General features: G+C 46.4%; 22 protein-coding genes and 3 tRNA genes. 18 read left to right on the top strand and 7 right to left on the bottom strand.

The window, feature by feature from the left end:
- Together B5D50_RS00125 and B5D50_RS00120 are read right to left on the bottom strand one after the other, a co-directional pair.
- A partial coding sequence (locus B5D50_RS00125) for a thrombospondin type 3 repeat-containing protein (protein WP_200806997.1) occupies window positions 1-1,685 on the bottom strand: 1,685 nt, incomplete at its 3' end.
- Between the two features lie 51 nt (window positions 1,686-1,736).
- Window positions 1,737-2,147, bottom strand: a complete 411-nt coding sequence (locus B5D50_RS00120; protein ID WP_078920549.1) for a hypothetical protein — start codon at window positions 2,145-2,147, stop codon at window positions 1,737-1,739.
- Between the two features lie 316 nt (window positions 2,148-2,463).
- On the opposite strand from B5D50_RS00120, the gene B5D50_RS00115 reads away from it, so the two are divergent.
- Entirely contained in the window at window positions 2,464-5,310 is a 2,847-nt protein-coding gene (locus tag B5D50_RS00115) for an Ig-like domain-containing protein (protein WP_078920548.1), read from the top strand.
- 68 nt (window positions 5,311-5,378) lie between these two features.
- Entirely contained in the window at window positions 5,379-5,912 is a 534-nt protein-coding gene (locus B5D50_RS00110) for a redoxin domain-containing protein (RefSeq protein ID WP_200806996.1), read from the top strand.
- Between the two features lies 1 nt (window position 5,913).
- On the opposite strand, the gene B5D50_RS00105 is transcribed toward B5D50_RS00110, so the two are convergent.
- The 3 genes from B5D50_RS00105 to B5D50_RS00095 form a co-directional block, all read right to left on the bottom strand.
- The gene (locus B5D50_RS00105) at window positions 5,914-6,615 is read right to left on the bottom strand and encodes a sulfite exporter TauE/SafE family protein (RefSeq protein WP_078920547.1); all 702 of its coding nucleotides are present in this window, start codon (window positions 6,613-6,615) and stop codon (window positions 5,914-5,916) included.
- A gap of 5 nt (window positions 6,616-6,620) precedes the next feature.
- On the bottom strand, window positions 6,621-6,938 hold the full coding sequence (hspQ, locus tag B5D50_RS00100) for a heat shock protein HspQ (protein ID WP_078920546.1): 318 nt from the start codon (window positions 6,936-6,938) through the stop codon (window positions 6,621-6,623).
- Window positions 6,939-7,003: 65 nt separating this feature from the next.
- Entirely contained in the window at window positions 7,004-8,251 is a 1,248-nt protein-coding gene (locus tag B5D50_RS00095; RefSeq protein WP_327192613.1) for a multifunctional CCA addition/repair protein, read from the bottom strand.
- Window positions 8,252-8,482: 231 nt separating this feature from the next.
- On the opposite strand from B5D50_RS00095, the gene B5D50_RS00090 reads away from it, so the two are divergent.
- The 5 genes from B5D50_RS00090 (at window position 8,483) to lysA (ending at window position 12,451) form a co-directional block, all read left to right on the top strand.
- On the top strand, window positions 8,483-9,751 hold the full coding sequence (locus tag B5D50_RS00090) for an NAD(P)/FAD-dependent oxidoreductase (protein ID WP_078920545.1): 1,269 nt from the start codon (window positions 8,483-8,485) through the stop codon (window positions 9,749-9,751).
- A gap of 168 nt (window positions 9,752-9,919) precedes the next feature.
- The gene (locus B5D50_RS00085) at window positions 9,920-10,066 is read left to right on the top strand and encodes a helix-turn-helix domain-containing protein (RefSeq protein WP_200806995.1); all 147 of its coding nucleotides are present in this window, start codon (window positions 9,920-9,922) and stop codon (window positions 10,064-10,066) included.
- A 122-nt stretch (window positions 10,067-10,188) separates the two neighbouring features.
- Complete coding sequence (nadC, locus tag B5D50_RS00080; protein ID WP_078920544.1) at window positions 10,189-11,040, top strand: carboxylating nicotinate-nucleotide diphosphorylase; 852 nt, start codon at window positions 10,189-10,191, stop codon at window positions 11,038-11,040.
- Window positions 11,037-11,201, top strand: coding sequence for an LPS translocon maturation chaperone LptM (gene lptM / locus B5D50_RS00075; protein ID WP_078920543.1), 165 nt, complete (start codon window positions 11,037-11,039; stop codon window positions 11,199-11,201). Before nadC ends, lptM begins: the two co-directional genes overlap by 4 nt.
- Window positions 11,201-12,451 carry a diaminopimelate decarboxylase gene (gene lysA / locus B5D50_RS00070; protein ID WP_078920542.1) on the top strand — a complete coding sequence of 417 codons (1,251 nt, stop codon included), beginning with the start codon at window positions 11,201-11,203 and terminating at the stop codon, window positions 12,449-12,451. Before lptM ends, lysA begins: the two co-directional genes overlap by 1 nt.
- Here the strand turns inward: lysA and B5D50_RS00065 are convergent.
- Window positions 12,440-13,084, bottom strand: a complete 645-nt coding sequence (locus B5D50_RS00065) for a Crp/Fnr family transcriptional regulator (RefSeq protein WP_078920541.1) — start codon at window positions 13,082-13,084, stop codon at window positions 12,440-12,442. The genes lysA and B5D50_RS00065 overlap by 12 nt on opposite strands.
- 198 nt (window positions 13,085-13,282) lie before the next feature.
- Here B5D50_RS00065 and B5D50_RS00060 point away from each other — a divergent pair, with 198 nt between their 5' ends.
- The 3 genes from B5D50_RS00060 to B5D50_RS00050 all read left to right on the top strand — a co-directional run bounded on the left by B5D50_RS00060 (window position 13,283) and on the right by B5D50_RS00050 (window position 14,600).
- The gene (locus tag B5D50_RS00060) at window positions 13,283-13,597 is read left to right on the top strand and encodes a FecR family protein (protein WP_078920540.1); all 315 of its coding nucleotides are present in this window, start codon (window positions 13,283-13,285) and stop codon (window positions 13,595-13,597) included.
- Between the two features lie 147 nt (window positions 13,598-13,744).
- Window positions 13,745-14,266 (top strand): pantetheine-phosphate adenylyltransferase, encoded by a 522-nt coding sequence (coaD, locus tag B5D50_RS00055; RefSeq protein WP_078920539.1) that lies wholly within the window; start codon window positions 13,745-13,747, stop codon window positions 14,264-14,266.
- 85 nt (window positions 14,267-14,351) lie between these two features.
- The gene (locus B5D50_RS00050; protein WP_078920538.1) at window positions 14,352-14,600 is read left to right on the top strand and encodes a YfhL family 4Fe-4S dicluster ferredoxin; all 249 of its coding nucleotides are present in this window, start codon (window positions 14,352-14,354) and stop codon (window positions 14,598-14,600) included.
- Window positions 14,601-14,687: 87 nt separating this feature from the next.
- On the opposite strand, the gene B5D50_RS00045 is transcribed toward B5D50_RS00050, so the two are convergent.
- Entirely contained in the window at window positions 14,688-15,143 is a 456-nt protein-coding gene (locus tag B5D50_RS00045) for an META domain-containing protein (protein WP_078920537.1), read from the bottom strand.
- Between the two features lie 124 nt (window positions 15,144-15,267).
- On the opposite strand from B5D50_RS00045, the gene tsaA reads away from it, so the two are divergent.
- From tsaA to B5D50_RS00005, 8 genes are all read left to right on the top strand, one after another.
- Window positions 15,268-16,008: a tRNA (N6-threonylcarbamoyladenosine(37)-N6)-methyltransferase TrmO gene (gene tsaA / locus B5D50_RS00040; protein ID WP_078920894.1), complete on the top strand. Its 741-nt coding sequence runs from the start codon at window positions 15,268-15,270 to the stop codon at window positions 16,006-16,008.
- Window positions 16,009-16,035: 27 nt separating this feature from the next.
- Window positions 16,036-17,604: a D-alanyl-D-alanine carboxypeptidase/D-alanyl-D-alanine endopeptidase gene (gene dacB / locus B5D50_RS00035; protein WP_078920536.1), complete on the top strand. Its 1,569-nt coding sequence runs from the start codon at window positions 16,036-16,038 to the stop codon at window positions 17,602-17,604.
- Between the two features lie 13 nt (window positions 17,605-17,617).
- Entirely contained in the window at window positions 17,618-19,429 is a 1,812-nt protein-coding gene (locus B5D50_RS00030; protein WP_078920535.1) for an autotransporter assembly complex protein TamA, read from the top strand.
- On the top strand, window positions 19,426-25,188 hold the full coding sequence (locus tag B5D50_RS00025) for a translocation/assembly module TamB domain-containing protein (RefSeq protein ID WP_078920534.1): 5,763 nt from the start codon (window positions 19,426-19,428) through the stop codon (window positions 25,186-25,188). The genes B5D50_RS00030 and B5D50_RS00025 overlap by 4 nt, the downstream gene beginning before the upstream one ends.
- A 110-nt stretch (window positions 25,189-25,298) precedes the next feature.
- Window positions 25,299-25,383: transfer RNA gene (locus B5D50_RS00020), tRNA-Tyr, on the top strand.
- 56 nt (window positions 25,384-25,439) lie between these two features.
- Window positions 25,440-25,513, top strand: a tRNA-Gly gene (locus B5D50_RS00015).
- Window positions 25,514-25,544: 31 nt separating this feature from the next.
- Window positions 25,545-25,620: transfer RNA gene (locus B5D50_RS00010), tRNA-Thr, on the top strand.
- Between the two features lie 30 nt (window positions 25,621-25,650).
- A partial coding sequence (locus B5D50_RS00005; protein WP_143594199.1) for a GTP-binding protein occupies window positions 25,651-26,174 on the top strand: 524 nt, incomplete at its 3' end.

Genomic DNA, 26,174 nt, shown 5'->3' with positions numbered 1-26,174 from the left:
GCACACTTGTCTGCACTATCGACTACGCCGTCTTTGTCAGTGTCTAACTCACAACCAGTCGCATCAACTTTAATACCTTCAGCAGTGGCAGCACATTTATCTGCACTATCGACCACGCCGTCTTTATCGGCATCGGGTTCGCAGCCTGTGGCATCAACAGCTGTCCCAGTGGGGGTGTTCGGGCATTGGTCGGCGCTATACACCACGCCGTCTTTATCGGCATCGAGTTCACAACCAGTGGCATCGACGGTTGTGCCAGCTGGTGTATTGGCGCACTGGTCAGCACTATCTTTGACACCATCTTTATCGGCATCTAATTCACAGCCTGTGGCATCAACGACACTATCTGCTTTGCTAGTTGGACATTGGTCAAGGCTGTCTTTGATGCCATCTTTATCAGAGTCAAGTTCGCAACCTGTGAAATCGACTTTAATACCTGCAGCCGTCTCTGGGCAAAGATCAGTTTGGTCTAAAACCCCATCCGTGTCGGAGTCTTTTTTGGCAGCTTCTAAAGCGCCTGCCAGTTGTTGCTTTTCTGTTTCTAAAGAGCTGAAGTCGGTATTGAGTAGGCTTAGTTGTTTAGCAATCTCAGGGATAGTAGCAACTTGTTGATTGAGAGCGCTAACCTGTTGTTCCATTGTCTGAGTATTGACTTTACAGGTATCTAATTCGGCTAGCTGGTTCTGGCTGGTGGCTAACTGGGAGCTGAGTTCAGTTTGTTTAGCATTGGACACTTCTAATTGAGTGCTCAGCTCAGCTTGTTTAGCGTTGGCAGCTTCTAATTGAGTCGTCAGTTCAGTTTGTTGAGTATTCGCGGTGGCTAGTTGTGTTGTCAGCTCAGTTTGCTTCGCATTGGAGGCTTCTAGCTGAGTACTTAGCTCGGCTTGCTTAGCGTTGGCAGCTTCTAATTGGCTAGTGAGTTCGGTTTGTTTAGCATTAGCCGCATCTACTTGTGCCGTGAGTTCAGCTTGTTTGGCCTGTGCGAGTTCAATTTGGCTAGTGAGTTCGGTTTGTTTAGCGTTTGAGGCCTCTAACTGGGTAGTAAGCTCCGTTTGTTGATGGTTGGCCGCTTCTAACTGTTGGGTCAGCTGGGTTTGTTTGGCTTCACTGGCGGTTAATTTATCTTCTAATTGAACACGATCTTCTTCATTATCAATCAGCTGGAAGCGCATGTTATCCATCGCTTCAGTACGCTCTGCGAGTTCCTTTTTGAGTGCTTCTTGCGCTACGCTTTTTTCAGCGAGTTGCTGTTCTAGTGCTAGATTAGGCTGCAGCGACTCCATTAAAGGTTGCGGCATCGGTTGATCAACCGGATAGGGCATCGGCATGGGCATCGGTTGGACAGCTTGCCCGGGGATGGCTGAGACCAACATCGGCGGTGCTAACATCAAGGAACTGGGTATGCAATACATACTGTTGGGCAATGGATAGCCGGAGTTAGGCGCGGCTAATTCACCACTGTAACTACCTATTAAATCTAGGTTTGCTGGCGGGTTAAGATCGTTCAAAGGTGCTAGAACAGGAGTATTATTATAATTAGTTGGAGCAGGGGCAGTCAGCAGGTTGGCACTAGAGCTGTTATAAACAGTTGGGTCGGTGCTCAATGGGGCAGCTGTTTGCGTTTCCGCAAGCACATTCGCCGATATCAGGGTTGTTAGGATCAAACCCGTCGGTAATTTCTGCATGCTATAGTCCTCAGTTCCAAGTTAAGTGTATTTAAGCGATGAGGTTAAGCCTCATTTGCCGCCTAAAGATAAATCCCGTCGTGCGGCGGAAATCGTGATCGTAAAGCCTGCAATCACGTCTAAGAATGACATCGCCGCTAAAATTAAAAATACTGAATTCCCACCCCAAGGATAGATTAACCATCCTACTAAATAGCCAATGAGTACGAAAGTGGAGAAAAGATGGTCAAATATAGTGACTTCTGACGTGCGAGTCGATTTAAACAGTTCAATATAAAGTATAAATATCCCAACAAGCACCAAGACATCTCCCCACGTCGGCTTCCAAACCATTTTAGACGGTAGGCGCATAGTGAACAGTACATCGTTCAGATGCCAAGGGAAAAAATTAATTTTGACACAAAACCAATAAATCAGCAGCAAAACTCCAAACAGAGGAATGAATTGCAGTGTACGAATCATAAGCTCGCTTCCTTTGGGGTTGCTAGATAAGAGGTTCGGTTAAGAACTCCTCACTACAGACTTGTGGTCAGTCGACACTCCTCTTCAGCCAGATGGCTGCTTGGCAAGCCCGAGAATGTTTAATGCTAGCACTATAAATTACCGGACACACACCGTCAGTCAGGTTACTGCTTGGTTTTATCTGGCTCTGCACGTTTTTTAGGCGTTTATTGACGTTTGTCGGCTGAATAACAGCCTTAGCAGTAAGCTAGCCTATATTTATTCTATAACAGTTCTTTTTTCTAAGCGCGCCGAAAATAATAAAGAGAGAGTGGCTATGAACGACATCAAGGGGGCGGGGGCTTCCCTCCAATGGATCTTACTTCCTATTTTATTGTCATCTGTCAGCGTTTTAGCATCAGATCAAAACCTCAGTTTCAATCCAGAAGAGCCTTGTCTTGATTGTGAGGTATTCATGGATGAACCTTTGCAGCCGGTCACGGCTATACCGCCCACAGATTTGAATATGCAAGGGGCTGCTGCTGCACAGGCTGAGGCACTTGCCCAAGACAGTGATGGTTTTCTCGAAGATGCACAGGAAACCAATAGTGCGAGTATGAGCTATGTCGGGGGCAAGACTCGGATTGGGGTGGGTTTAGATACGGAGTTTAAAGGTCGTGCCGATATTAGTCATATTTTTACTGATACTGAAAATAGCGCCACTAGTGGCCAAGCTTGGGTCGGAGTTAATCCCGCTGCGAAAAAGGCGAAGACTGCCACTGAGCAAGATGAAGAGATCCTGACTGGGGCAGGTATCAAATTGAATCATCATTGGGTGCGAACCGATGCGGCTGGCCAGCCCGTGGGGGTGCGTAAAATCTTTGGTGCTTATGATCAAAATGAAATCAAAGATAAAAAACTCAGCCTCGGTTATGGGCAGGAAACTGAGGATATGTTTTGGTCAGGGCATGTCAGCAAAGGTTTATCAGAGCAGCGTGCCGCAGGCAAAACCGCAGCAGGCCAGATTATTTATGAGCAAGCGTATGATTATGGTGTCGGTGGACGGGTGGGTGCGTTTGTTGATGAGCAGCTCATGCGGGTACAAGGTGGCTTAGATTATGAATGGGGCAAAGAAAAGGCAGTGGGCGAAAAAACGCCTGCCCAATTAACCGTTACAGGGGGCGTTGAAAAATTCTTTTTTGATTCTCCCCATAGTATCGGCGCTAATCTCGAATTGGTGAAAGGTCAAGGTGGCTATATCAAGGATAAGCATGAGACCGAGGTACGTGGCAATCTAAGCTATCGTTATGAATTTGGAGGTGAAGGTGTTTTCCAAGCTGATCAAAAGTATCGGCGCGTGCGTGTAGAGATTCCGGGCAAAACGATTGTGACCAAAAAAGCGCCGAAGGTAGAGCGCAAATTGGTCAAGCACACCATGGAACTAGAGTCGGATACTTTCTTTGAAGTGGGTAAATACCAGTTGACTCCAGAGGCTCAACAGCGGTTAACCAGTGTAGTGGCACGGATTCGTGATTCAGGGCATGAGGGGAATATTCGTATTACTGGCAATACCTGTGATAAAGGGAGTACCGCACATAATCAAACTTTGTCTGAACAGCGGGCTAATGCAGTGCGTCATTTCATGATTAATCAAGGTTTTGCTGAGCAGGAGTTATTAGCCCGTGGCTTAGGTGAATTGCATCCTAAGTATCCGAATACCCCGACCACCGCGCATAAAAATCGGCGTGTTGATATTGAATACGTGAGCTATGAAACTAAGTACCAAGATCAAACCGTGCAACAAGGTCAAGAGATTCGTACTCAAACCGAACCCCAAGTGGTTTGGCGCAAAGAGTTAATTCAATCAGCTCCGACTTGGGTCGCTCAGGCCTTACACAATAGCATTCAATATAAACAAACGATTGATACTTATCGTAGTTTGGGAGCAGCCGGTGATTCGGGTACGACACCCACCAATACGGTTCCGGTTGCAAACAGTGATATTGTGGCCACGGTGGCCGATTCTAAAAGCATTATTGATGTCTTGGCAAATGATACCGATGCCAATAACGATACCTTAACCATTACAGCGTATGACCAGACCAGCACTCAAGGGGGTAGTGTCAATTTAGTGGATGGTAAATTATCCTATCTTCCCAAGGCTGGCTTCATTGGTGCAGATAGTTTCACTTATACCATTGCGGATGGTCGAGGCGGCACAGCGAGCGCTACAGTCAGCATCACCGTGAATGCGAATGATACAGGGTCTAATCAAAACCCGATTGCGGCGACTGATTATGCAACGATTGCGGTTGATGCTAAAGCCACGATCACAGTGCTTGCCAATGATACCGATGCAGATGGCGATAGTTTAAGCATTACGCGCTTTGATACAACCAGTGTCAAGGGTGGCTCAATTACTTTAGTTGATGGCAAGTTATCTTATGTACCTCCAGCAGGGTTCAAAGGGGATGATTCTTTCCAATACACCATTGCTGATGGTCAGGGGGGTACAGCCATAGGTAGCGTCATAGTGACGGTGGGGGAGGATACGAATAACTTATTAGTTCCCGATAATGATAGCTATAAACTAACTACGGCTGATTTAGATGGCCAAGGTGAAGTGAGTTTGGATGTTTTAAATGGTGATCAATACACGACGCCAGTTAGTATTCGGATTGTCACTCAGCCAAGCCTCGGCACGATTAGTTCGATGGGTACAGACAATACAGTGACAGGGACGCAGGTCAAGTATAAGCCCAGTGCAATGGGGTCGGGTCAAACTGATCGCTTCACTTATGTGCTCGTGGATAATCAAGGTACTGTCAGTGATCCAGCGACCGTCACCATTACGCTGTCGAGTACAGATACGGGGAGTAGTTTTGATGCGGTGGATGATGGGGTCGGCGGTAAAGAAGCGATTTATAATTTTACCAGCGCTGAATTTTCAGCAGTCAACATTAAATCGCGTACTTTGACGGTGTTAGAGAACGATCTTGGCTCAGGTTTAACGATTATAGCAGTCACCAAGCCTAAGTATGGCACGGCTAGACTGAGCGCTGATGGTAAGTCCATTATTTATACTCCTACGCATGGTTATTGTGAGGATCACACTTTTACCTATACCGTGCGGGACGCTTTTGGCAAGGAAGATACAGCGACTGTCTATATCCATATTGATTAAACACGGGCTTGTTGCATAATCAGCACTGGAGTAGGCAATGGCTGCAGGCTAATTATAGGAACAATGAAGTGATTGGGACACAAGGCGCGCCAATAAAGCGTCCACGGCGTTGGCTAAAATGGGGACTTGAGCTGGCTATCGTGCTCGCACTGATTTTTGGGGTACGGGCTTGGCAGCAGCGTACTCTCATTGTGGGAGAAGCCCCTAGTTTTAATGAAATAGGCCTTCAAGGTGAGGAGGTTTCATTAGCGGCTTATCGTGGCCAACCGTTACTGTTACATTTTTGGGCCTCATGGTGCCCTATCTGTGAAATAGAGCAGGGCAGCATTAATAAAGTCCTTGAACAAGGATGGCCCATGGTGACGGTGGCGTATTCTTCCGGTGAAGCCGAAGAGGTTAAGCGCTATATGGAACGTAAAGGCATTAGTAACTGGGTAACGATTGTGGATAATGACGGCGAACTAGCGGGTCAATATGGAGTGATTGGCGTACCCACTAGCTATATTTTAGATAATGAGGGGTCTGTACGTTTTCGTGAAGTAGGGCCAAGTACCAGCTGGGGCTTGCGTTTACGTTTATGGTGGACCGAGACTTTCAGTTAAGCTAAAAATTTAAGGTTAATCGCCACAACATCATTAAGCCAAACGCACAGACCATCAATCCAGCCCCTAAGCGGACAGCAGGCTGACGGCTAAACTGGGTTAGGCGGTTGGCCGCGACCCCTATTAAGAGCAAATTGGGCAGAGTGCCTATCCCAAAGGCTAACATCAGGAGGAGACCCTGCCAGGCACTACCTGCGGATAAGCTCCAGATTAAGATCGTATAAACTAAACCACAAGGCAACCAACCCCAGATCATTCCAAATGGGAAGGCTTGCCACGGCGTCCGAATGGGGATGAAGCGCCGACTTAAAGGCTCTAATTTACGCCAAAACCCCGAACCGAACCGCTCGAGTTGGGCTACATCCTGCCAAATACCAGCTAAATACAGACCTAAAGCAAGCATAAAAAGTGCCGCAAAGAAGGCAAGAATGTGTTGAGCAGTCTGCAACCCTGTCAAGGACAAAAAGCTAGCACCTAGAGCACCGGCTAAAGCACCGGCTAAAGCATAGCTAGTCACTCTGCCTAAATTGTAAGCTAATAGAATTGGAAGGCGGTGGGTTTTAACCTTAGGCATCTTAGCCTGTTGTGTAAAACTAAGCGCACTGATTAAACCGCCACACATCCCCAAACAGTGGACACCGCCAAAGAAGCCGACGGCTAAGGCCGCAAAATACTGAGAGTGCTCAAGCCAAGCTAAATCCATCGGTTTTAGTTAAACACATAGCGTGATTGATATTGACCCTGATCATAACCGGCAAAAAAATTAGGAATCAGTGGATGGTCGATCGGTTCATGTGAATAATCGAGTTCTAAATTACGTTGGGCGACATAAGCGACGCGGCCATCTTCATCAATCAGGACATGATACCAAGGCTCATTTTTAGGTGGGCTACCGGTTTTAGCATTTTTCTCATACCATTCTTCAGAACCTTGAAACTCAGCATCCACATCGAAGATGACACCACGGTAATTGAATAAGCGATGTTGAATGACTTGACCGATGGCAAAATCTGCTTTCTTGTTCATCTATAGGATTTTCCTTCACCAGACACAGGCTAATGCGCTCAATATGGGGTTTATTGGTTAGCTTATCAAGAGCTTTGGGTTTTGAAATGGCTAATCACCTGTTTGGTTGCCTCCAGTCGTTGTTGATAAAGGCATTTGCGGATTTGCTCACCTTTATAACCTAGCTGAATAATGGCTTGTACATCTACCGCCTGACAGGCTAACAAAATGGCACGAAAAAAGTCAGCTTGTGGATAAGGGCGATTTTCAAAACCTGTCCGTCCTTGACTATCAGCTTGGCAAGCAATTAATAAATCTTCAAAGCGCGTAGGCCTACGAAAAGCATCACAAGCTTCGAGCACATTTAAGCAAGTCTTCGCTTGCTGCTCAAAAGCACGATGGATATGCGTATGATAGCGTGCGGTGAGTTCGGCTAAGTGTTGAAACTGTTTCGGTATGCGATAACGTTGGCACAGTTCACCGACCAGCTTAAAACTGCGCTCTTCGTGGCCATGATGTGAGGGTAAAATATCAACCGGTGTTAAGCCTTTGCCCAAATCATGGGTTAAAGCAGCAAAACGAACCGTACTTGCCTGACTCAGTTGCGCTGCACGTTGCAATACCAACAAGGTATGAATCCCCGTATCTATTTCTGGGTGATGCTGTGCAGGTTGTGGAACACCAAAAAGGCGATCAAGCTCTGGGAATAAAATGGCTAAAGCGCCGCATTCACGCAAGCTTTGAATAAAGCATTCTGGATTCGGTTCTTGTAAAGCTGCCTCGAATTCCTGCCACACGCGCTCAGGGACTAAGCTAGCCACTTCACCCGCTGCAACCATCGAGCGCATCAAGGCTAGGGTTTCGGGCGCGATCTGAAAACCGTAACGGGCATAGCGGGCGTAGAAGCGTGCCACGCGCAAAATACGCACGGGATCTTCTGCAAAAGCGGTGGAAACATGGCGTAAAATACGCTGCTCCAGATCAGCTTGCCCACCATAAGGATCAATCAGCTCACCCGTCGTGGTTTCAGCTAAGGCATTAATGGTTAGATCACGCCGTTGCAGATCGTCGATTAAGCTGATATTTGGGTCAGTATAAAATTCAAAGCCATGATAACCGCGTGCAGTTTTCCGCTCGGTGCGGGCTAGGGCATATTCTTCATGGGTTTCAGGGTGGAGGAACACAGGAAAATCCTTACCCACAGGTCGAAAACCTAAGGCTTGCATCTGTTCTGGGCTGGCACCTGTCACTACCCAATCACGATCTTTAATCGGCAGACCTAACAAACGATCACGGACCGCTCCACCTACTAAGTAATATTGTATTGTTTGCATTATTTAAAATTTCTAAGCTACCAATTAAAGCATAGCATGGAAGGCAGTGAGGGCTAAACGCTTTACTTGGTGGATTTGCATTTATTCCGCTGATTACAAACTTATTACATTGACGCTCTGGGGTGTTTATGGTCTTATCGGATTGCTTGGGAAAGTTCAATACATATGATTGGAGTCCGGTTGCCTCACTTTTTAGAGGGGTGTGGTAACTGTAAGTCTAGGAGTTTAAACATGGCTCATGTAGTTGTACTAGGTGCAGGAACTGGGGGTATGCCCGCTGCTTACGAGTTAAGAGATGCTCTGGGCAGTGAGCATGAAATCACCGTGATCAATGAGCGCGATTATTTCCAGTTTGTGCCCTCAAATCCTTGGGTGGCGGTTGGTTGGCGTAATCGAGCAGATATTACCTTTGATATTGCCACCTATCTAAATCGCAAGAATATTAAGTTCATTGCCAGTCGTTGCGAAAAGTTAGATCCCACGGCGAATCAACTCGAATTAGCGGGTGGTCAGACCATAAAATATGACTATTTACTCATTACCACAGGCCCAAAACTCTTCTTTGAAGAAGTGCCAGGTGCAGGGCCGCAGGGTAATACACATTCTATTTGTACGGTGGATCATGCCGAGAAACTTTGGCAGGACTATCAAAAGCTGCTGGAAAAAGGCAGTGGTCATATCGTTGTCGGGGCGATGCCTTTTGCAAGTTGTTTTGGTCCGGCTTATGAGTTTGCGTTTATTGTTGACTGTGATTTGCGCAAACGAAAGATGCGCCACAAATTTAAAATGACCTATGTTTCATCCGAGCCATATATCGGTCATTTAGGCTTAGGCGGAGTTGGGGACTCCAAGGGCATGCTTGAGCATGAATTGCGCAACCATCATATTGATTGGATTGTGAACGCTAAGACAGTTCAAGTCGAAGCGGGCAAGCTACATGTTGAGGAGTATAATGAAGATAAGTCCCTGAAGAAGACGCATGAAATCGCTTTCGATTTAGCGATGATGTTACCTGCCTTCAAAGGGGTGGATGCCGTTGCAGCAGTGCCCAATTTGTGTAATCCGCGTGGTTTTGTTTTTGTAGACGAATTACATCGTAATCCGACCTATAAAAATATCTATTCTGCGGGGGTTTGTATTGCCATTCCTCCGGTCGAAGCAACGCCTGTCCCCACAGGAGCACCGAAGACCGGATATATGATTGAATCTATGGTCACTTCTGCGGTACATAATATAGCAGATGAACTGGCAGGCAAGCAGCCTCACACCACCGGCACTTGGAATACCATCTGCTTAGCAGACTTTGGTGATACGGGTGCAGCCTTTGTGGCCTTGCCGCAGTTGCCTCCACGTAATGTGGCGTGGTTTAAGAAGGGTAAATGGGTACACTTAGCAAAAATTGCTTTTGAAAAGTACTTTATCCGTAAGATGAAAAAAGGCAGCTCCGAGCCATTCTACGAAAAGTCGATCCTAAAAATGATGGGGATTACCCGGATTTAGGCGCGCATACAAATCCAGAATCAGGAGTCTGGGCTTTTGCAACGGGAAATAGTGTATGCTATTTCCCGTTTTTATTCTTTGAGCCGTAAAGCGCCGTACTTCACGAATCGGCGCTAGCTGATTAATGCGGTTGTTGCTCGATGTATTAAAGCCGAGGTAGCCGACTAAATGCCCGTCGTGAAACGCGCCTACCACTACCGATGCTATCCAACGGCTGAGCAAGAGCAGCAATTGGCTCAGACCTTCGGTTGTGCGCGTTTCGTCTACAATTGGGCATTAGCTTTGAAGAAAAAGCCGAGGGACTCTCGGTGTTAGCCTTTGGAGAGTGTGTTAGTGGGACTGGGAAATGCTCAGCCTCCAACGCTCGATGAATGAGGAATCCCCTGACTTCAGTCGGGGGATGATGTCAATTGGATTGCAAACGCATAAAATACCCTATGAATATTCCAGACTCTGTCGAAATAGCTGAATCAGTTAAAATGGCCTTAGCTGAAGATCTAGGCAGTGGTGATGTGACCGCTGACTTAATTGCGGCTGATACCGTTGCTCGTGCCACCGTGATCACTCGTGAAGCCGCGATTTTATGTGGTCAAGCTTGGTTTAATGAAGTTTTTCGCCAAGTCAATCCTAGTATTCAAATTACTTGGCATTTTCAAGAGGGTGAGCCGGTTCAAGCCAATGACATCCTCTGTCATATTCAAGGTAATGCTCGCGGTATGCTCACAGCCGAGCGCAGTGCTTTAAATTTCTTACAAACCCTATCTGGTACTGCCACCGCCACTCGCCGCTATGTTGATCTGATCGCCCATACTCAATGCCGTATTTTAGACACGCGCAAAACCCTACCAGGGTTAAGAAATGCCCAAAAATATGCTGTGCGCTGTGGGGGTGGAGTGAATCACCGGATAGGTTTGTATGATCGTGTCTTGATCAAAGAAAATCATATTGTAGCAGCAGGTTCGATTACTGCGGCGGTAGCACAAGCACGGCGCTTGCACCCAATGATTAAAGTTGAAGTTGAAACTGAGGGTTTAATCGAATTAGCTGAGGCGACCGCAGCGCAGGCAGACATTATCATGCTGGATGATTATCCTATCGAAATGCTGCGTGAAGCGGTGAAGATTACAGCAGGGCGAATTCCTCTGGAAGCTTCTGGTGGAGTAAATATGGATACGGTTAAGATGATCGCTGAAACCGGCGTGGATTTTATTTCTGTGGGTAGTATTACTAAACATGTGCATGCCGTGGATTTGTCGATGCGCTTTGAGCTACAGGATTTTAAAGCATGAAGTGGTTAAATGCTTTATGGTTCGCTAGCGTTATGATGTTCGCTCTAAGTGCGTGTGGAAATAAAGGTCCGCTTTACTTGCCTGATCCACAAGCTGGAAACCAGTTGGCGCAAGAGGGGAGTAAAACCCCACAAAAACAACACATTGAGAAAAAGCAGTAATGGATTATTTCAATTATCGTGATGGTGAATTGTTTGCTGAAGAGTTAGCAGTCACTGCTTTAGCCAAAGAATATGGTACGCCCTGTTATATTTATTCACGAGCTACTTTAGAGCGGCATTGGCATGCGTTTAATGATGCCTTTGGTGAGCAAAAGCATTTAGTCTGCTATGCGGTTAAAGCCAATTCGAATTTAGCCATTTTAAATTTATTTGCACGCTTAGGCTCGGGCTTTGACATTGTTTCGCGGGGTGAATTAGATCGGGTACTGACCGCTGGGGGGGATGCGAAGAAGATTGTATTCTCAGGAGTGGGCAAAACATCGGCAGAAATTCGCTATGCCTTAGAAGTGGGTATTCGTTGTTTTAATGTCGAATCTGAAGCTGAACTTGAGCGTATTCAAGAGCTTGCTGCGGCAATGGGTAAGATAGCCCCTATTTCTTTGCGGATTAATCCTGATGTCGATGCTCAAACGCATCCTTATATTTCCACCGGGCTAAAAGAAAATAAGTTTGGAATTAGTATTGAGCGGGCTGAAGCGGTATATCGGCATGCGGCAGATTTACCCAATATTAGCGTGCAAGGTATTGATTGTCATATAGGTTCGCAATTGTTGACCCTATCGCCTTTTATGGATGCTTTGGATCGGTTATTAGCTTTGGCTGAGCGTTTAGAGCAGCAAGGTATTCAGATTCATCATTTAGATTTAGGTGGCGGTCTAGGGGTGCGTTATAACAATGAAAAACCTCCCGAACCCGCCGATTATATGCGCCAATTGTTCACGGATGAGCGTTTGAAACGCTACGAAATTCTGGTTGAGCCGGGCAGGACCATAGCCGCTAATGCAGGTATTTTGGTCACTAAAGTCGAATACTTAAAGCGTTCTGACTACAAAAATTTTGCAGTCGTTGATGCTGCCATGAATGATTTAATCCGCCCTGCCTTATATTCTGCTTGGCAGGAAATTATTCCAGCACAGCCACGTACTGCGGGTGAGTTGGAAACTTTTGATATTGTAGGTCCAGTGTGTGAGACCAGCGATTTCTTAGGTAAAGACCGCGATTTGAATATTCAAGCGGGCGATTTCTTGGTGGTGCGTTCGGCAGGTGCTTATGGTTTTGCCATGTCTTCTAACTATAACTCGCGTCCACGAGCCTGTGAACTCATGGTAGACAAAGCGCAAGTGTATGTCGTCAGAGCACGGGAAAATCTAGAAGACTTATGGCGAGGTGAAGCTCCCTTACCAGCGTGAGGGGAGCTTGCGATTAATCACGATGCGCTTTTGGCCGTCGATGCTGATATAACCACCAGTACGCAGATCTTTCAAAATTCGGCTGACCATCTCGCGTGAGCAGCCGACCATCTCGGCAATATCTTGATGCGTCATCCGAGGGGTAATCTGCCCGACTTCTTGGTCTTGAGCTTGCTGTAACAGCACCCGAGCTACTCGCCCGTAAACATCGAGGGTGGAAAGTGAGCAGATGGTTTCGTCCAAAGCTCGTAAGCGTTTAGCCAAAACTCTGAGCATAGGCAGCAGAGTTTCAGGGTGATTGTCTACGAAACGATTAAAGGCTTCTTGGGTGAGCATTAAGGTGCGGGTTTTGGCGACCGTTAATACAGAGGCTGAGCGCGGCTCATTATCTAACAAGCTTAATTCACCAACAAAATCACCTGTCGTCAAAAATGATAACACCACTTGCTTACCTTCAGAGCCATTAACAAAAACTTTTAAACGGCCTTCTAAAATAATATGCAAGGAATTACTCAGCTCCCCTTGCGAAGTAATGATACTGCCGCGTGGATAAGTAAATTCGTGTGTCAAGCTGAGTAACTCAGCCAATTGAGGCTCTGGCAAACCTTCAAATAGAGGAATTTCATTAAGCATAAGAGAAAATAAATCCAATTTCTTAATTGCTACTGTCTAGGATTATGCCAGTTTTTAATCGTTTGTGTTGTGCTATTCCGCGCCTAATTAGCCATTGAACTTGTATTTAGGGTATTTCCGCTGCGGTAACTACAGTATCTGTGCTCAATTAGTCTATGCTTAGCAGAGGAAGAACCATGAACCAAAAGGAGTTTGATTATGGCTCAACAGCAGCTAGAAACAGTAACAGTAGGATCAGTCCTCTCAAAGCGTGGCAAAGTCACGGCTACGCGCTCAGGGCAAAGCATGCGAATTTTAAAGCGAGGCGATGCCATCTATTCTGACGATACGGTCAACACCGTGCGTGGAGCGACTTTGCAATTACGGATGCTAGATCGCAATATTGTGATGCTCCGTGGCGGAAGTTCTTTTAAAGTAGGCCAATATAAACCTGATGCCCAAGTCGCTGAAGTGAAGCGTTTTGATTATGCAGGTGGGGAGCTACGCCCGAGTCGTAAAAGTCTAGCGTTCTGAGTTTCGCTGTCGGTCGCTAAGCTAGCCACTTGACAATCATTGATGTGCGTGCACTTACTTATTGTGCACTGCACAAAAAAATGGTACAACATTAAACTGCGGCGTGAAGCCAATCTATTGTTTAATTTAATGAAGTGGCGGTTTTGAATGGAACTAACAGCAATCTATCCGGGAACTTTTGACCCCTTAACCAACGGGCACTTGGATTTGATCAAACGTGCACGGCGTTTATTTAAAAGCGTGGTGGTTGGTGTTGCTGCTAATCCTCGTAAAAAACCGCTGTTCTCTTTAGAAGAACGGGTTAGCCTGATTCGGCAGGAAGTCTTGAATCATGGTCTAGAGGGTACAGTGACCGTGGTCGGTTTTGAGTGTCTGCTCGTTGATTTTGCTTGCCAATGCAATGCGCGTGTCCTGATTCGGGGCATGCGTGCTGTGTCTGATTTTGAATTTGAATTCCAATTAGCCAGTATGAACCGTGCTTTAGCCCCAGATGTGGAGTCGGTTTTTTTAATGCCGGGTGAGAGCTTTTCCTTCGTCTCTTCAACCTTAGTTAAAGAAGTGGGCAAGTTAGGTGGGGATATTTCACGCTTTGTGTCGCCGCAGGTGAATGAGGCTTTGCAACACAAAATTGCTGAATGGAAAGCCGGTCAAGATAGTATTCAAATCTAAAACCAAGCCTGATTTGGGTTAATGTTTTTTCCAGCTAGAGCTTGGTAGAATGTGCAACACTTAAATATGATAAGGAATCTTCTTCATGGCCTTGATGATTACTGATGAATGCATCAACTGTGATGTTTGCGAACCCGAATGCCCCAATAATGCCATTTCTCCGGGGGACGAGATTTATGTGATTGATCCTAAGCGCTGTACAGAGTGTGTAGGGCATTATGATGAACCTCAATGTGTTGCGGTTTGCCCTGTTGACTGTATTCCCAAAGATCCTGAGCATGCTGAATCAAAAGCACAGCTACAGTTGAAGTATGAAAAGCTAATGGCGCAATAACTACACTCTGCCAATCCCCTTTGATCTTGAAGGGGATTGAGTCAACTTAAGCGAGCTTGAGTGGGCTTGAGCTTCTGCTGAGGAGACTTAGTGTTTTTCAGGTATATAAGTTAATAAGACTTTGTGATTGGCATCGAGGAGGTTTAATTGCCCCGGTGGTAGCGCATAAAGTCCAACCTCTCTAAGGGCTGCAAGTACAGCCCGCTCTAATTCCCCGCCCGCCCCTAAACAGGCCATTTTGGTCGTGCCGAGTGCGCCTAAGCTTAAACCACCGTCTGCGGTAGCGGAATAGCTTGCGAATAAGCGATTACAACCTGTAAAGCCCGTCAAACGCCCATTCTCAAATTTCAAATTAGGCGCAGCTGCCTCTTTAGGTAGGGGTTGACCTTTAATCGCAGTGAGTTGCCAAACCTGCTTATCTAAAGCCTGTTCGGGTGTGGAGGAGTTGGCATTAATTCCCATACTGCAAGCGGACATGATGGCTAACCCCATAAGAACAATAAACAGTTGGCCCGCGATTGAGCCGAGTATTTTTTTAATCACGATGCTGAACCTTTGGTATTATTCTAATTATCTAGAGCAGGTGATACGGAAAAAGTTGCAGGCGGATTATTAAATTTTGTTAGAGTCATGGCAATCTCAAGTGATAACTGGGCGCACTTCGGTAGTGAGGGCTGAAACTGGGTTAAGCTTAAAGCCAATTGGGTTCATTCAATCGTGCTATAAGGAAAAATTTGGCATTCCGCGTCAACCCGGTTTAGTGACAGCGGCACAAGCGCAACTTCAGTTACTACCGGAATTTTCGCAAGTAGCAGCTTTTAAGGGCTTAGAGCAGTTTAGTCATCTCTGGCTGATTTTTTGCTTTCATGCCAACCCAAGCTTAGCGTGGTCGAATACTGTGCGTCCACCCCGGTTAGGCGGTAATAAACGCTTAGGTGTGTTTGCCACTCGTTCGACCTTCCGGCCTAATCCCTTGGGGTTGTCAGTCGCCCGCTTAGAAAAGCTGGAGTTCATTGGTCAACAAGCTTGTTTGCATTTAAGTGCGGTGGATTTGCTAGATGGGACTCCGGTCTTTGATATTAAGCCGTATCTGCCGTATGCAGATAGTTTACCTGCAGCTCAGGGTGGTTTTGCCGAACAAGCGCCTAGTTCGCAATGGGTCGTGAATTTTACCGAAGAGGCGCATTTACAATGTCAACAAAAAAGCCAACAGTTGCAGACGAATCTTGAGTTATTAATCCGACAAATTTTAGAGCAAGATCCGCGTCCCTCTTATCGTGCTCAGCAAGAAGACGCACGAATTTACGCGATGAAATTGTACGATTTCGACTTAAGATGGCATTATAAGGCAAGATGCATTGAAGTCCTTGGGCTAGTTGACTTGTTCGAGTCACAGGCTACGAATTAACGCTGTTGAAATATCTTATAAATAGGCATGTTGAACTTATCCATTTCTTTCCGCCCCTGCGGGCGAGGTATTTTTTTAGGTTTTGTTTTGTATTGGCTGATCAGTAGCTCTGCGATTGGGGTGTTTGATGAGGCGAAGACTAGTGTTGACCCTTCTGATGCATCTAGTTCAGAGCTTAATTCAGACACTCATAAGCCTAGCCTAACCCCTCCGCAACCGGCTGAGCAGCTAATCACTCGCCATCAGTCCTCCTTAGGTTTGCCAACAGAACTCTTAACTTTTATGCAGGAAAAAAATATTTCTGCTGATGAAGTCAGTGTTTATGTGCGCGATGTGAGTGCGGATGCGCCTTTAATTCAGCATGAAGCAGATGTCGCCCGTAATCCTGCTTCAACGATGAAGTTGCTGACGACTTGGGCTGCTTTAAAAAACCTAGGTCCGGGTTGGACTTGGGACACGCAGGTTTGGACGCGGGGAGAAATCCGTGACGGCGTTTTGCAGGGGGATTTGATTCTAAAAGGTTATGGCGATCCGTTTTTGGTCTACGAATCTTTTTGGCAATTAGTCCATGATTTGCGCCTAAAAGGTTTAAAGGAAATCACGGGTGATCTGATTGTTGATAATAGCTTTTTTGACTTACCCGCCATTGATCCAGCGGCCTTTGATGGTGAGCGTGAGCGGGTCTATAACGCACCACCTTCCGCATTAATGTTTAATTTTCAGGCGACACGCTTATTATTTGAGCCGGATCTAGCCGCAAATAAAGTGAATGTGATTGCTTTTCCTAAGCCGAAGCTGGCGGTTAATGATCAGCTCCAGTTTGTAACTGGGGATTGTAGCAAGCGTCGTCACAAACCCCATGTCGAGTCACAGCTAGATGGTTCGATTAAAATTTCTGGTCCGTATGTAGGTAGCTGTGGGCCGCGTTTAGAGACTTTGGTGCTATCTAGTCCTGAAGAACATGTGTTTAATGCTTTCCGCGATTTTTGGCAAATCTTGGGGGGAAAATTAGGCGGTGGCTTGCAAACGGGGAGCGTGAAAGCCGGTGATCAGCGTTATTATGTGCACAGTTCCATGCCCTTAGCTGAGCAGATTCGCCTGATCAATAAGTGGAGCAATAATGTGATGACGCGCCAAGTGATGTTAACAGTGGGCGCGAAAATGTTTGATGCGCCTGCTACACTGGATAAAGGCCGTTTAGCTATTTTAAAAGTCTTGATTGATCAGGGTATTTCCACACAAGGTTTAGTGATTGAAAATGGTTCAGGCTTATCACGCAATGAGCGGGTGAGTGCTCGTCAGTTTGGTGAATTATTACAGGCCATTTGGCGGGATCCGTATATGCCTGAGTTGCTAAATTCCTTACCGCTGTTGGGTGAGGATGGAACTTTAGCACGGCGGTTTCGACAGAGTGATTTGAAAGGTCGAACTCGCTTAAAAACAGGAACTTTGAGGGATGTGAGTGCAATTGCAGGCTATATGCTGACCCGCAGTGGGAAGCGCATGATTATAGTCATGCAGCAAAACGGTCAACGATCAGCAGGTTTTGGACATAGTTTACAAAATATGCTGTTGGAATGGGTGTTTGAGCAATAAGTTAGGGTGCTATATGAAACTAAAGCCGGAATATCGCTTAGGTGCTGTCATTTTAACAACCTTAGTGATGAGTACCGCTAGTCCGGCTGCTGAAAAGGATAAAAAAGAAGCAGAAGAATCACCCGTTAAAGTCAGTATTCAAGGTGCTGAACCTAGTTTAGCCGATAATCTCCGTGCTTATTTACCTTCTTTGCGCAACCTGAAGTGTGAGTCACCGGCTGAACGGATCGAACGTTATATCGTTTCTGCTCAGCCTAAATTGACTAAGGGGGCTGAGGCGATGGGGTATTTTGCGGCAAAATTTGAGATGAACTCTGCGCGTCAAAGTAATTGCTGGGCCTTTAATATTGTGGTTGAGCCTGGACCTACTGTCACCGTCGCTAAATCCAATATTCGGATCACGGGTGAAGGTGCTAAGTTAGAGGATTTCGTCCAAATTGCAAGCAACCCCCCTTATGTGACAGATGAAGTGTTGGTGACTCAAAAATATGAGGATTTCAAAACCAGCCTAACACGGGCTGCGAGTCGGCTAGGTTATTTTGATGCTGAGTTTGTGGAGCGTGAAATTCAGGTCAATATTGACGCTGGCCAAGCGGTCGTTAATTTGCATTTTGAAACGGGTAAGCGTTATCAGTTTGGGCAGGTCGATGTGGAGCAAGATGTGCTTGCATCTAAATACCTGAAGCGCTATCTACGGGTCGAGGCAGGTAAGGATTATGATTCGGATGAGTTATTGCGCCAGCAACGATTATTAGAAAATAGTGGTTATTACAGCGATGTGCAAATCAGTAGTAACTACCAAAATGTTGAAAATAACCGTGTGCCTGTCGAGATTAAAACCTTGCGGAATAAGCGTTATGCTTATACCGGTAAATTAGCTTATGCCTCGGATGATGGTTTTACCATCGAGGGCGGGATGAATGCGCGCTGGGTGAATGATAAAGGCCATAAACTCGATACAGCCTTGCTGTATACTCAATCGGGGTATTTAAAAACAGGTTTTAAATACATCGTTCCTTTGTGGGAGCCTGAACACGAGTATGCAGGGGTGGATGTATCTTGGATTAAATCTAAAGATACTATTGATTTTGAGGGTATTCCCTTGGCGACTTATTTGGATCAGCGTAAGTTAGAGTTTAACTATAATCGTCGTACCGAGAGTGACTGGCAACAGACGGCGTTTATTTCTTTCTTTGAGGAAAAATTCCGATTAGTGATTGATGGCGAGTCGATCCCTGATAATACGCAGCTGACCTTGTTGGGCGTGCGGGCGAGTAAAACCAAAGCGACTGATCCTTTATATCCAGAGCGGGGTTGGCGGTTTTCGGGTGAGTTAAAAGGCGCCCATAAAAGTGTGTTAAGTGATGATACCCTGATGCAGACTCGGCTGGATGCTAAGTATTTACATACCTTTGATAATCAAGCTAAAGTAATTGCTCGTGGTGCTTTGGGAGCGACTTGGGTTGAGCAAGACAGTCTTATGCCGCAATCCCTCGGTTTTACGACCGGTGGTCAAGACTCAGTGAGGGGCTTTGACTCCAATACTTTGGGCGAATTGGATGAATATGGCGAAGTGACTGGGGCAAAAAATCTCATCGTGACCAGTCTTGAGTATGAATATCCCGTCACTGAAAAAGTGAGTGCTGCCGTGTTTGCTGATGCAGGTAGTGCGTTTAATGATTGGGGCGATTACAAGTTGAATGTCGGGGCTGGAGTAGGGGTGCGTTATAAGTCACCTTTAGGGCCTGTGCGTTTAGATCTCGCTGTACCCAAAGATGATACCAAGGATCTGCATTTTTACTTTAGCCTAGGGCCTGATTTGTGAGGCGTTCAGTCAAGTATTTCATCGTTCATCCTTTAGCTGCACTCTTAGCGATTATTCTGATTATTTTGCTCGCAGCGGCCTTACTCTCAACAACACAAATCGGCACAGCCTTATTAGCTAGCAGTATTCAACAAATCTTACCCGGCTTGCGTTTAAAGGGAGTGGAGGGCGCGCTTTTCAATCAAATGAAGGTGCAGCGTATCGAATGGGAAAGCGCCAGTGTTAAATTTGAATTGGATGAAGCGCTGGTTGATGTTTCAATTCAAAAATTTGCAGTGCCTGCTCAAGTTCAAGTGGATCATTTAACCGGTAAGCGTTTGGTGATTACGATTCCGCCCTCCACCACAAAAAATACGGCGCCGATTACGATTCCCGATCTTCGTTTGCCAGCAGAAATCACTTTAGATGAGTTGGCTTTACAAGAGCTGGTGATTAATAGCGGTAGTTTTCAGATGAAGTTTAAAGACATCAATCTGCAGGCCTATAACCGTGAGGGTGTGTTACAAGTCAATAAGTTAGTCGGTAGCTATCTTGATCCACTGGGTGGCAGCGTTCAGCTGGATGTGAAAGGCAAAATGGGGCTGCGGCAGCCTCATCCCACGCAGTTAGACGGAGTGATTTCGTCTACAGGCTCTAAATGTGGTGTGGGTGCTTTGAAGCTAACCGCGACAGGTGATTTGCCTAATTATCGTTTTCAGGCTGAAGGCGAATGGGCTTATAAAAACTACCCTAAAGCAGACGTAAAATTAGCAGGTACTGGCAGTTTTGATGGGGTGGCGCTAGAAACTGGGCAGCTACTCACTGAGGCCGGAGACTTGGATCTAACCGGTCAATTAGCTTGGCGACCTGATTTGACTTGGGATGTGAAGCTAAATGGCACCAAACTTAATCCAGAAGCCTTGGTGGCTGATTTAAGCGGATCTTTAGAGGTCGCTGCCGCTTCAACAGGGCAATACATTGATCATCAGTTAATGATGAGTTTAGATGCCAGCAAATTATTGGGGACTGTGCGTGATTATCCGATTGATGCCACCGTGTCGGTTGGCTTAGATCAAGGGGCTTTGACCGTTAATTCGATCAATGCAGCGATTGGTCAAAATCGGCTGCTAGCTAAAGGCGAGTCAACGGATGGTTTATTAATCGACTGGGAGTTGGATGCACCGGTTTTAGAACAGCTCCATCCGGCTTTAGAGGGTAAGTTAGTCGGTAAGGGTAAGCTCTCTGGCAAAATTGATGGCTCTGAGTTCATGTTAGATATTGAGCAATTAGCAGGCCAAGTCTTGGATTATCCGGTTGAGGCGCAAGGAGGTGTTAGTTTAGCCAATGGCCTGCTCACAGCCCGCGAATTAAAACTGGATGTCGGTGACAATCATTTAGCCATGAATGGCGTTGCAGACGAGTCTACCGGCATTGATTGGCAACTTGACGCGCAAGATCTGAGTAGCTTATACCCTGAGTTACGCGGCAATTTAAAGGGTAAGGGCAATGCTCAAGGCTTATTAGATGGTTCACGCTTAGCCTTACGGATTGATGAGTTAGCAGGCGAAGTGTTAGAGCGGCCTGTACAGGCTAAAGGCGAAGTTCTTCTGCGCGATCAATTACTCACCGCGAAAGCTTTGCAGCTAGTGCTAGGTTCTAATCAAGTTGAATTAGATGGCACTGCTGATGAAGTCCAAGGGATTAATTGGAAACTTAATGCTAAAGACCTCAGCGAAGTACTGCCTAGCCTAAAAGGGCAATTAACTGGTGAAGGTAATGCCCAAGGTTTACTGGATGGCTCACGAGTAGCACTGAGAATAGATCGGTTGCAAGGTGAGTTATGGGATCATCCCGTCAAGGCGGCGGGCAGTTTACAGGTTAAAGATAAAGTCTTGACGGCTCAAGACGTTAAGTTGGATTTAGGTGAAAATCACTTAGTGCTGGATGGCGTAGCGGATGAAGCACAAGGATTAGTTTGGCAATTAGATGCGAAGAATTTGGCACAGATTTCACCACAGCTGACAGGAAATGTAGTCGGGAAGGGAACAATTCAGGGTTTGCTGGATGGCTCACGCCTTAATCTGCAGGTGAATGAACTGTCAGGTTCGGTTTTGGGCCAACCCGTCAAAGCAGTGGGTCGGATCAAAGTTGAAGATAAGCTGCTATCAGCCCAAGGCGTACAGTTAGATGTGGCGGATAATCGCCTAACTTTGAATGGTGTTGCGGATGAACAACAGGGATTAGATTGGGTCATTGAAGCTCCCAAGCTAGCACAATTAGTGCCAAGTTTATCCGGCAGCTTATCTGGCAAGGGTAATTTACAAGGTTTATTGGATGGCTCGCGGTTAGTCTTACGGATTGACCGTTTAGCCGGAACGGTGAAGGATTATCCGATTAAAGCCGCAGGCAGTGTGCGTATTCAGGATAAAGTATTGAGTGCTCAAGGTCTGCAAGTGGATATAGGCGACAATCATCTAACATTAAATGGGGTTGCCAACGAGCTTAAAGGGGTAGATTGGTCGCTGGAGGCGAATAAATTAGCACAGCTATATCCTAGCCTCACGGGTAAGCTGACGGGAAAAGGTAATTTCCGTGGTTTGCTAGACGGTTCACGTTTTACCCTGAAAATCGAGCGGTTAGACGGGGTAGTACAAGAATTTCCAATTCATGCTGAAGGGCAAATTAAACTAGAAAATCAATTACTCGCCGCGCAAGATTTGAATCTTGCCATCGGTAAAAATCAAATTCGCCTAGAGGGTGTGGCGGATGAGAAGCAAGGTTTAACTTGGGTTTTAGATGCAAAAGATCTTAGCCAGCTTGTGCCAGCTATTAAGGGTGATTTAAAGGGTAAGGGTAAAGCAACGGGCTTATTGGATGGCTCGCGTCTAACGGTCAATATCAATAGTTTGACGGGCAAGGTTCAAAACTTTCCAATCAATGCCAGTGGCGAAGTACGTATTCGCAATAAACAACTGGCAGCGAATGGTTTAAACCTGTCCTTGGGTAAGAATCGCCTGCAGCTCGATGGGGTAGCGAATGATGCAGCTGGCTTAGCTTGGTCCTTGGATGCTAAAGATCTCAGTGAGTTGAACCCTAGCCTTAAAGGTAATGTGAAGGGTAGTGGGAGCGTACAGGGTTTATTAGATGCCTCAAAGTTGACGGTGAAAGTCGACCAATTAAAAGGTACCGTTCAAGGTTTTCCAGTCAGTGTCTCAGGGGAGGCCAAATTACGTGACAAAATTGTCACTGCGAATAATGTATTGGTGGATATTGGGCAAAATCGGTTGCGTTTGAATGGGAGTGCAGGCACAAGTTTAGGGGTTGATTGGGAGTTAGATGCGAAGAACCTTAGTCAATTAAGCCCCGCAATCAGAGGCAGTGTCAAAGGTAATGGGCGTTTATCTGGGCGCATAGATGGTAGCCAGTTTGATCTAGAGGTCGCCAATCTGAGAGGGCAAATTGAAGGCCGTCCCTTGCAGGCTAATGGCAAAATTAAGATTCAGGGTCAGCAAATTACTTTGCAAGCAGTCAAGGTCATTGCAGGTGTTAATCAGCTTGAAGCCAATGGTCGAGCCAGTGAACCCTTTGATATTCAATGGCGGATTCAAGCGCCCAATTTAGCGCAGTTGTGGCCGGGTTTAAGTGGCAGCTTAAAAGGAGATGGCTTATTACGCGGTACGCTGGCACAGCCACAGATACAAGGCAATCTACAAGGCAATCAAATCGGCTATCAGGATTTGAAGCTGGCTAAATTGTCCTTGCAAGCCAATCAGGTCGGTGCACAATACGATTTACGCGGGACGCTTGAAGGCTTACGCCAAGGTACGAATCAAATCAAACAGGCTGAATTTAGTTTGCAAGGTCAGCTAGCACGACATAGTTTAAATCTTAAATTAGTGCATCAAGCGGGCAGATTAGAGGGGCGTGCTACAGGGTCTTGGAATGGTCAGCAGTGGCGAGGCGCGATTGAGTCCTTGAGTTTACGCGATACCGCCGCAGGTAATTGGCAGCTGACGAATGCTGTCGCGGTGAATGCTTCAGCCCAAGTGTTTAGTTTGGCGAATGCTTGCTTAGTGAACCCACAAAATGCCCGAATTTGCAGTAAGGCTGATTGGACTGCACAACGGGGGTTGACTGCGAATGGTGTCTTGCAACAAGTGCCGATCAGTTTAGCGCGGGCTTTTTTGCCAGCAACCGTGCAATTACCCGGGGTGATCAATGCGGATTATCAATTCGAACAACGGGGTGGCCAACCGTTTGCACGAGTCAATCTAGTTTTGCCGGATAATGTCATTGTTCTGCGTACTGCTAATAAGCGCACCGAAACCCTGCAATATACGCAAGCGAAAGCGAGTTTAGTGTTAAATAATCGTATCGCTACCTTGCAAGCTCAAGTTGATATTCGTGGGCGTGGTCAGCTGCGTGCAGATGGGCGGATTGATCTTGCGGGTGAAGGTGGTCAGCCGCGCTTAGATGTGAGAGCCAATATTGCTATGCCGGATATTAGTTGGCTACAGGCTTATTCACCCCAAGTGGATGAACTCAAAGGGCAAGTCAACGGTGATCTGCGTATCGTGGGCTTGCTAAATAAGCCACAGGTAACAGGCAATCTACGCTTACAAAATGCTTCTCTCTATCTACCTGAGACGGGGGCAAAAATTGAAGAGATTAGTTTAAGCATCCAAGCCAACCAAGCGGATCAAATGAATATTACCGGCTCATTGCGTGCAGGGCAGGGGATCTTAAAGGCGAGTGGGGTCTTGCGCTTAGCGAAGCTGCCGAATTGGAGTGCTGATTTACGGTTGCAGGGTAGTAACCTGCTCCTGATGAATACCTATGAAGTACAAGGTCAGGTTTCGCCCGATTTAACGATTCAAGCAACGCCGAAATCAGTGGTCATTACCGGTAGCTTACGTGTGCCTGAGGCCTCGATCAATATTCAAGCCTTACCTGCGAGTGCGAGTGTGCGCTCTGACGATATTGTCTTTGTAGGACGTACCCAACCCGGTCAAGCCCGTAAAAAGTTGCGCACACCGCAAGTAGGGCCTGCGATTGATATTCAGCCAAATATTCTAGTGGAGGTAGGTGAGCGGGTGCGCTTGAATGCTTTCGGTGTAGAGGCGCGCTTAAATGGTAGGCTGCGTATCTTACGGAATAAACAAGATATTATTGCTGAAGGTGCTTTAGGGGTAGTCGATGGCTTTTATAAAGCCTATGGGCAAAACTTGAAGATCGAACGTGGACGTTTGATTTTTAATGGGCCGATGACGAATCCGGGCTTAGATGTGCGTGCGACTCGTGAGGTCGAGGATGATATTACCGTTGGGATCAGTTTAGGCGGTACGGTCAAGCAGCCAGAGTCAACGCTATTTTCCTCACCTCAGCAAACTCAAAGTGATACCTTAAGTTATTTATTAACTGGGCGTGCGCTTTCAGGGATTTCGGGAGGGGATACGGCTTTATTAACACGGGCGATCACTAGCTTAGGCTTGGCAGGTGGTGAAAGTTTAGCGCAAAGTATTGGCGGGAGTTTAGGTTTGGATGAGGTTGGGATTAATTCAAATGGTGGTGATTACAAACAAAGTGAGCTAGCGCTAGGGAAAAAGCTTGGCTCAAGATTGTATGTGAAGTATATTATTGGCCTGTTTGATTCGCTGCAAAAAATTGCAGTGACTTATCAAATTAATAAGCGTTTAGAACTCGAGGCTACGAGTGGCGCTAACCAAAGTATTGGTTTAATTTATAAGCTTGAAACTGATACCGGTCCATTTGGTAAGTGATAGTTTTGGTGTATGGTTTTTAAGTATTTTCCTTGGATTTTATGAAAAAAAGCTCAAGACTTGAGTTGACAAAGGAAAATGATTAAATCACACTATGCGCCTTTCCAGTCGGAGGGGTTCCCGAGCGGTCAAAGGGGACAGACTGTAAATTTGTTGGCTCTGCCTTCGAAGGTTCGAATCCTTCCCCCTCCACCATATTTTTGATTTGGTGCGCACGTTTAGCGTTTCGTACTAATGCGAAATAAAACTAAGCGGGTGTAGTTCAATGGTAGAACCTCAGCCTTCCAAGCTGATGGCGTGGGTTCGATTCCCATCACCCGCTCCAAACTGTGTGGCTGAGTCGTTTAAAAATTTACGCTCTTGTAGCTCAGATGGTAGAGCGCATCCTTGGTAAGGATGAGGTCGGCAGTTCGATTCTGCCCAAGAGCACCAAGTTATTGATCCTTCTTAGGGGTTTTCGAGATGGCAAAGAGTAAATTTGAGCGCACGAAGCCGCACGTGAACGTGGGAACGATAGGACACGTTGACCACGGCAAGACGACCTTGACAGCGGCATTGACGGTGGTTCAATCGCGCAAATTTGGTGGAGAAGCGAAAGCGTATGACCAAATTGACGCGGCTCCAGAAGAAAAGGCGCGGGGTATTACGATCTCGACGGCTCACGTTGAATATGAATCAGAAAACCGACACTACGCCCATGTTGACTGCCCAGGGCACGCGGACTATGTTAAGAACATGATCACGGGTGCGGCACAAATGGACGGTGCGATTCTGGTGTGCTCAGCGGCCGATGGCCCGATGCCACAAACTCGTGAACACATCCTGTTATCACGCCAAGTGGGTGTACCGTACATCGTGGTGTACATGAACAAATGTGACCTCGTTGACGATGAAGAACTGCTTGAACTGGTTGAAATGGAATTACGTGAACTGCTCTCGAGCTACGAATTCCCTGGTGATGACACCCCGATCATCAAAGGCTCAGC

Origin of the sequence: Thiothrix eikelboomii (assembly GCF_900167255.1) — a bacterium.
GTDB classification, from domain to species: Bacteria; Pseudomonadota; Gammaproteobacteria; order Thiotrichales; family Thiotrichaceae; genus Thiolinea; species Thiolinea eikelboomii.
This window is presented reverse-complemented; position numbering and strand designations above follow the sequence as displayed.

Bases quoted from the DNA above. Each gene is read 5' to 3' on its own strand.
- lptM (WP_078920543.1), top strand. From the start codon at position 11,037: ATGAAGTGGTTAAATGCTTTATGGTTCGCTAGCGTTATGATGTTCGCT.
- dacB (WP_078920536.1), top strand. From the start codon at position 16,036: ATGTTGAACTTATCCATTTCTTTCCGCCCCTGCGGGCGAGGTATTTTT.
- B5D50_RS00105 (WP_078920547.1), bottom strand. From the start codon at position 6,615: ATGGATTTAGCTTGGCTTGAGCACTCTCAGTATTTTGCGGCCTTAGCC.
- lysA (WP_078920542.1), top strand. From the start codon at position 11,201: ATGGATTATTTCAATTATCGTGATGGTGAATTGTTTGCTGAAGAGTTA.
- coaD (WP_078920539.1), top strand. From the start codon at position 13,745: ATGGAACTAACAGCAATCTATCCGGGAACTTTTGACCCCTTAACCAAC.
- B5D50_RS00120 (WP_078920549.1), bottom strand. From the start codon at position 2,147: ATGATTCGTACACTGCAATTCATTCCTCTGTTTGGAGTTTTGCTGCTG.
- nadC (WP_078920544.1), top strand. From the start codon at position 10,189: ATGAATATTCCAGACTCTGTCGAAATAGCTGAATCAGTTAAAATGGCC.
- B5D50_RS00095 (WP_327192613.1), bottom strand. From the start codon at position 8,251: ATGCAAACAATACAATATTACTTAGTAGGTGGAGCGGTCCGTGATCGT.
- B5D50_RS00065 (WP_078920541.1), bottom strand. From the start codon at position 13,084: ATGCTTAATGAAATTCCTCTATTTGAAGGTTTGCCAGAGCCTCAATTG.
- B5D50_RS00050 (WP_078920538.1), top strand. From the start codon at position 14,352: ATGGCCTTGATGATTACTGATGAATGCATCAACTGTGATGTTTGCGAA.
- B5D50_RS00060 (WP_078920540.1), top strand. From the start codon at position 13,283: ATGGCTCAACAGCAGCTAGAAACAGTAACAGTAGGATCAGTCCTCTCA.
- hspQ (WP_078920546.1), bottom strand. From the start codon at position 6,938: ATGAACAAGAAAGCAGATTTTGCCATCGGTCAAGTCATTCAACATCGC.
- B5D50_RS00115 (WP_078920548.1), top strand. From the start codon at position 2,464: ATGAACGACATCAAGGGGGCGGGGGCTTCCCTCCAATGGATCTTACTT.
- B5D50_RS00090 (WP_078920545.1), top strand. From the start codon at position 8,483: ATGGCTCATGTAGTTGTACTAGGTGCAGGAACTGGGGGTATGCCCGCT.
- B5D50_RS00030 (WP_078920535.1), top strand. From the start codon at position 17,618: ATGAAACTAAAGCCGGAATATCGCTTAGGTGCTGTCATTTTAACAACC.
- B5D50_RS00085 (WP_200806995.1), top strand. From the start codon at position 9,920: ATGCCCGTCGTGAAACGCGCCTACCACTACCGATGCTATCCAACGGCT.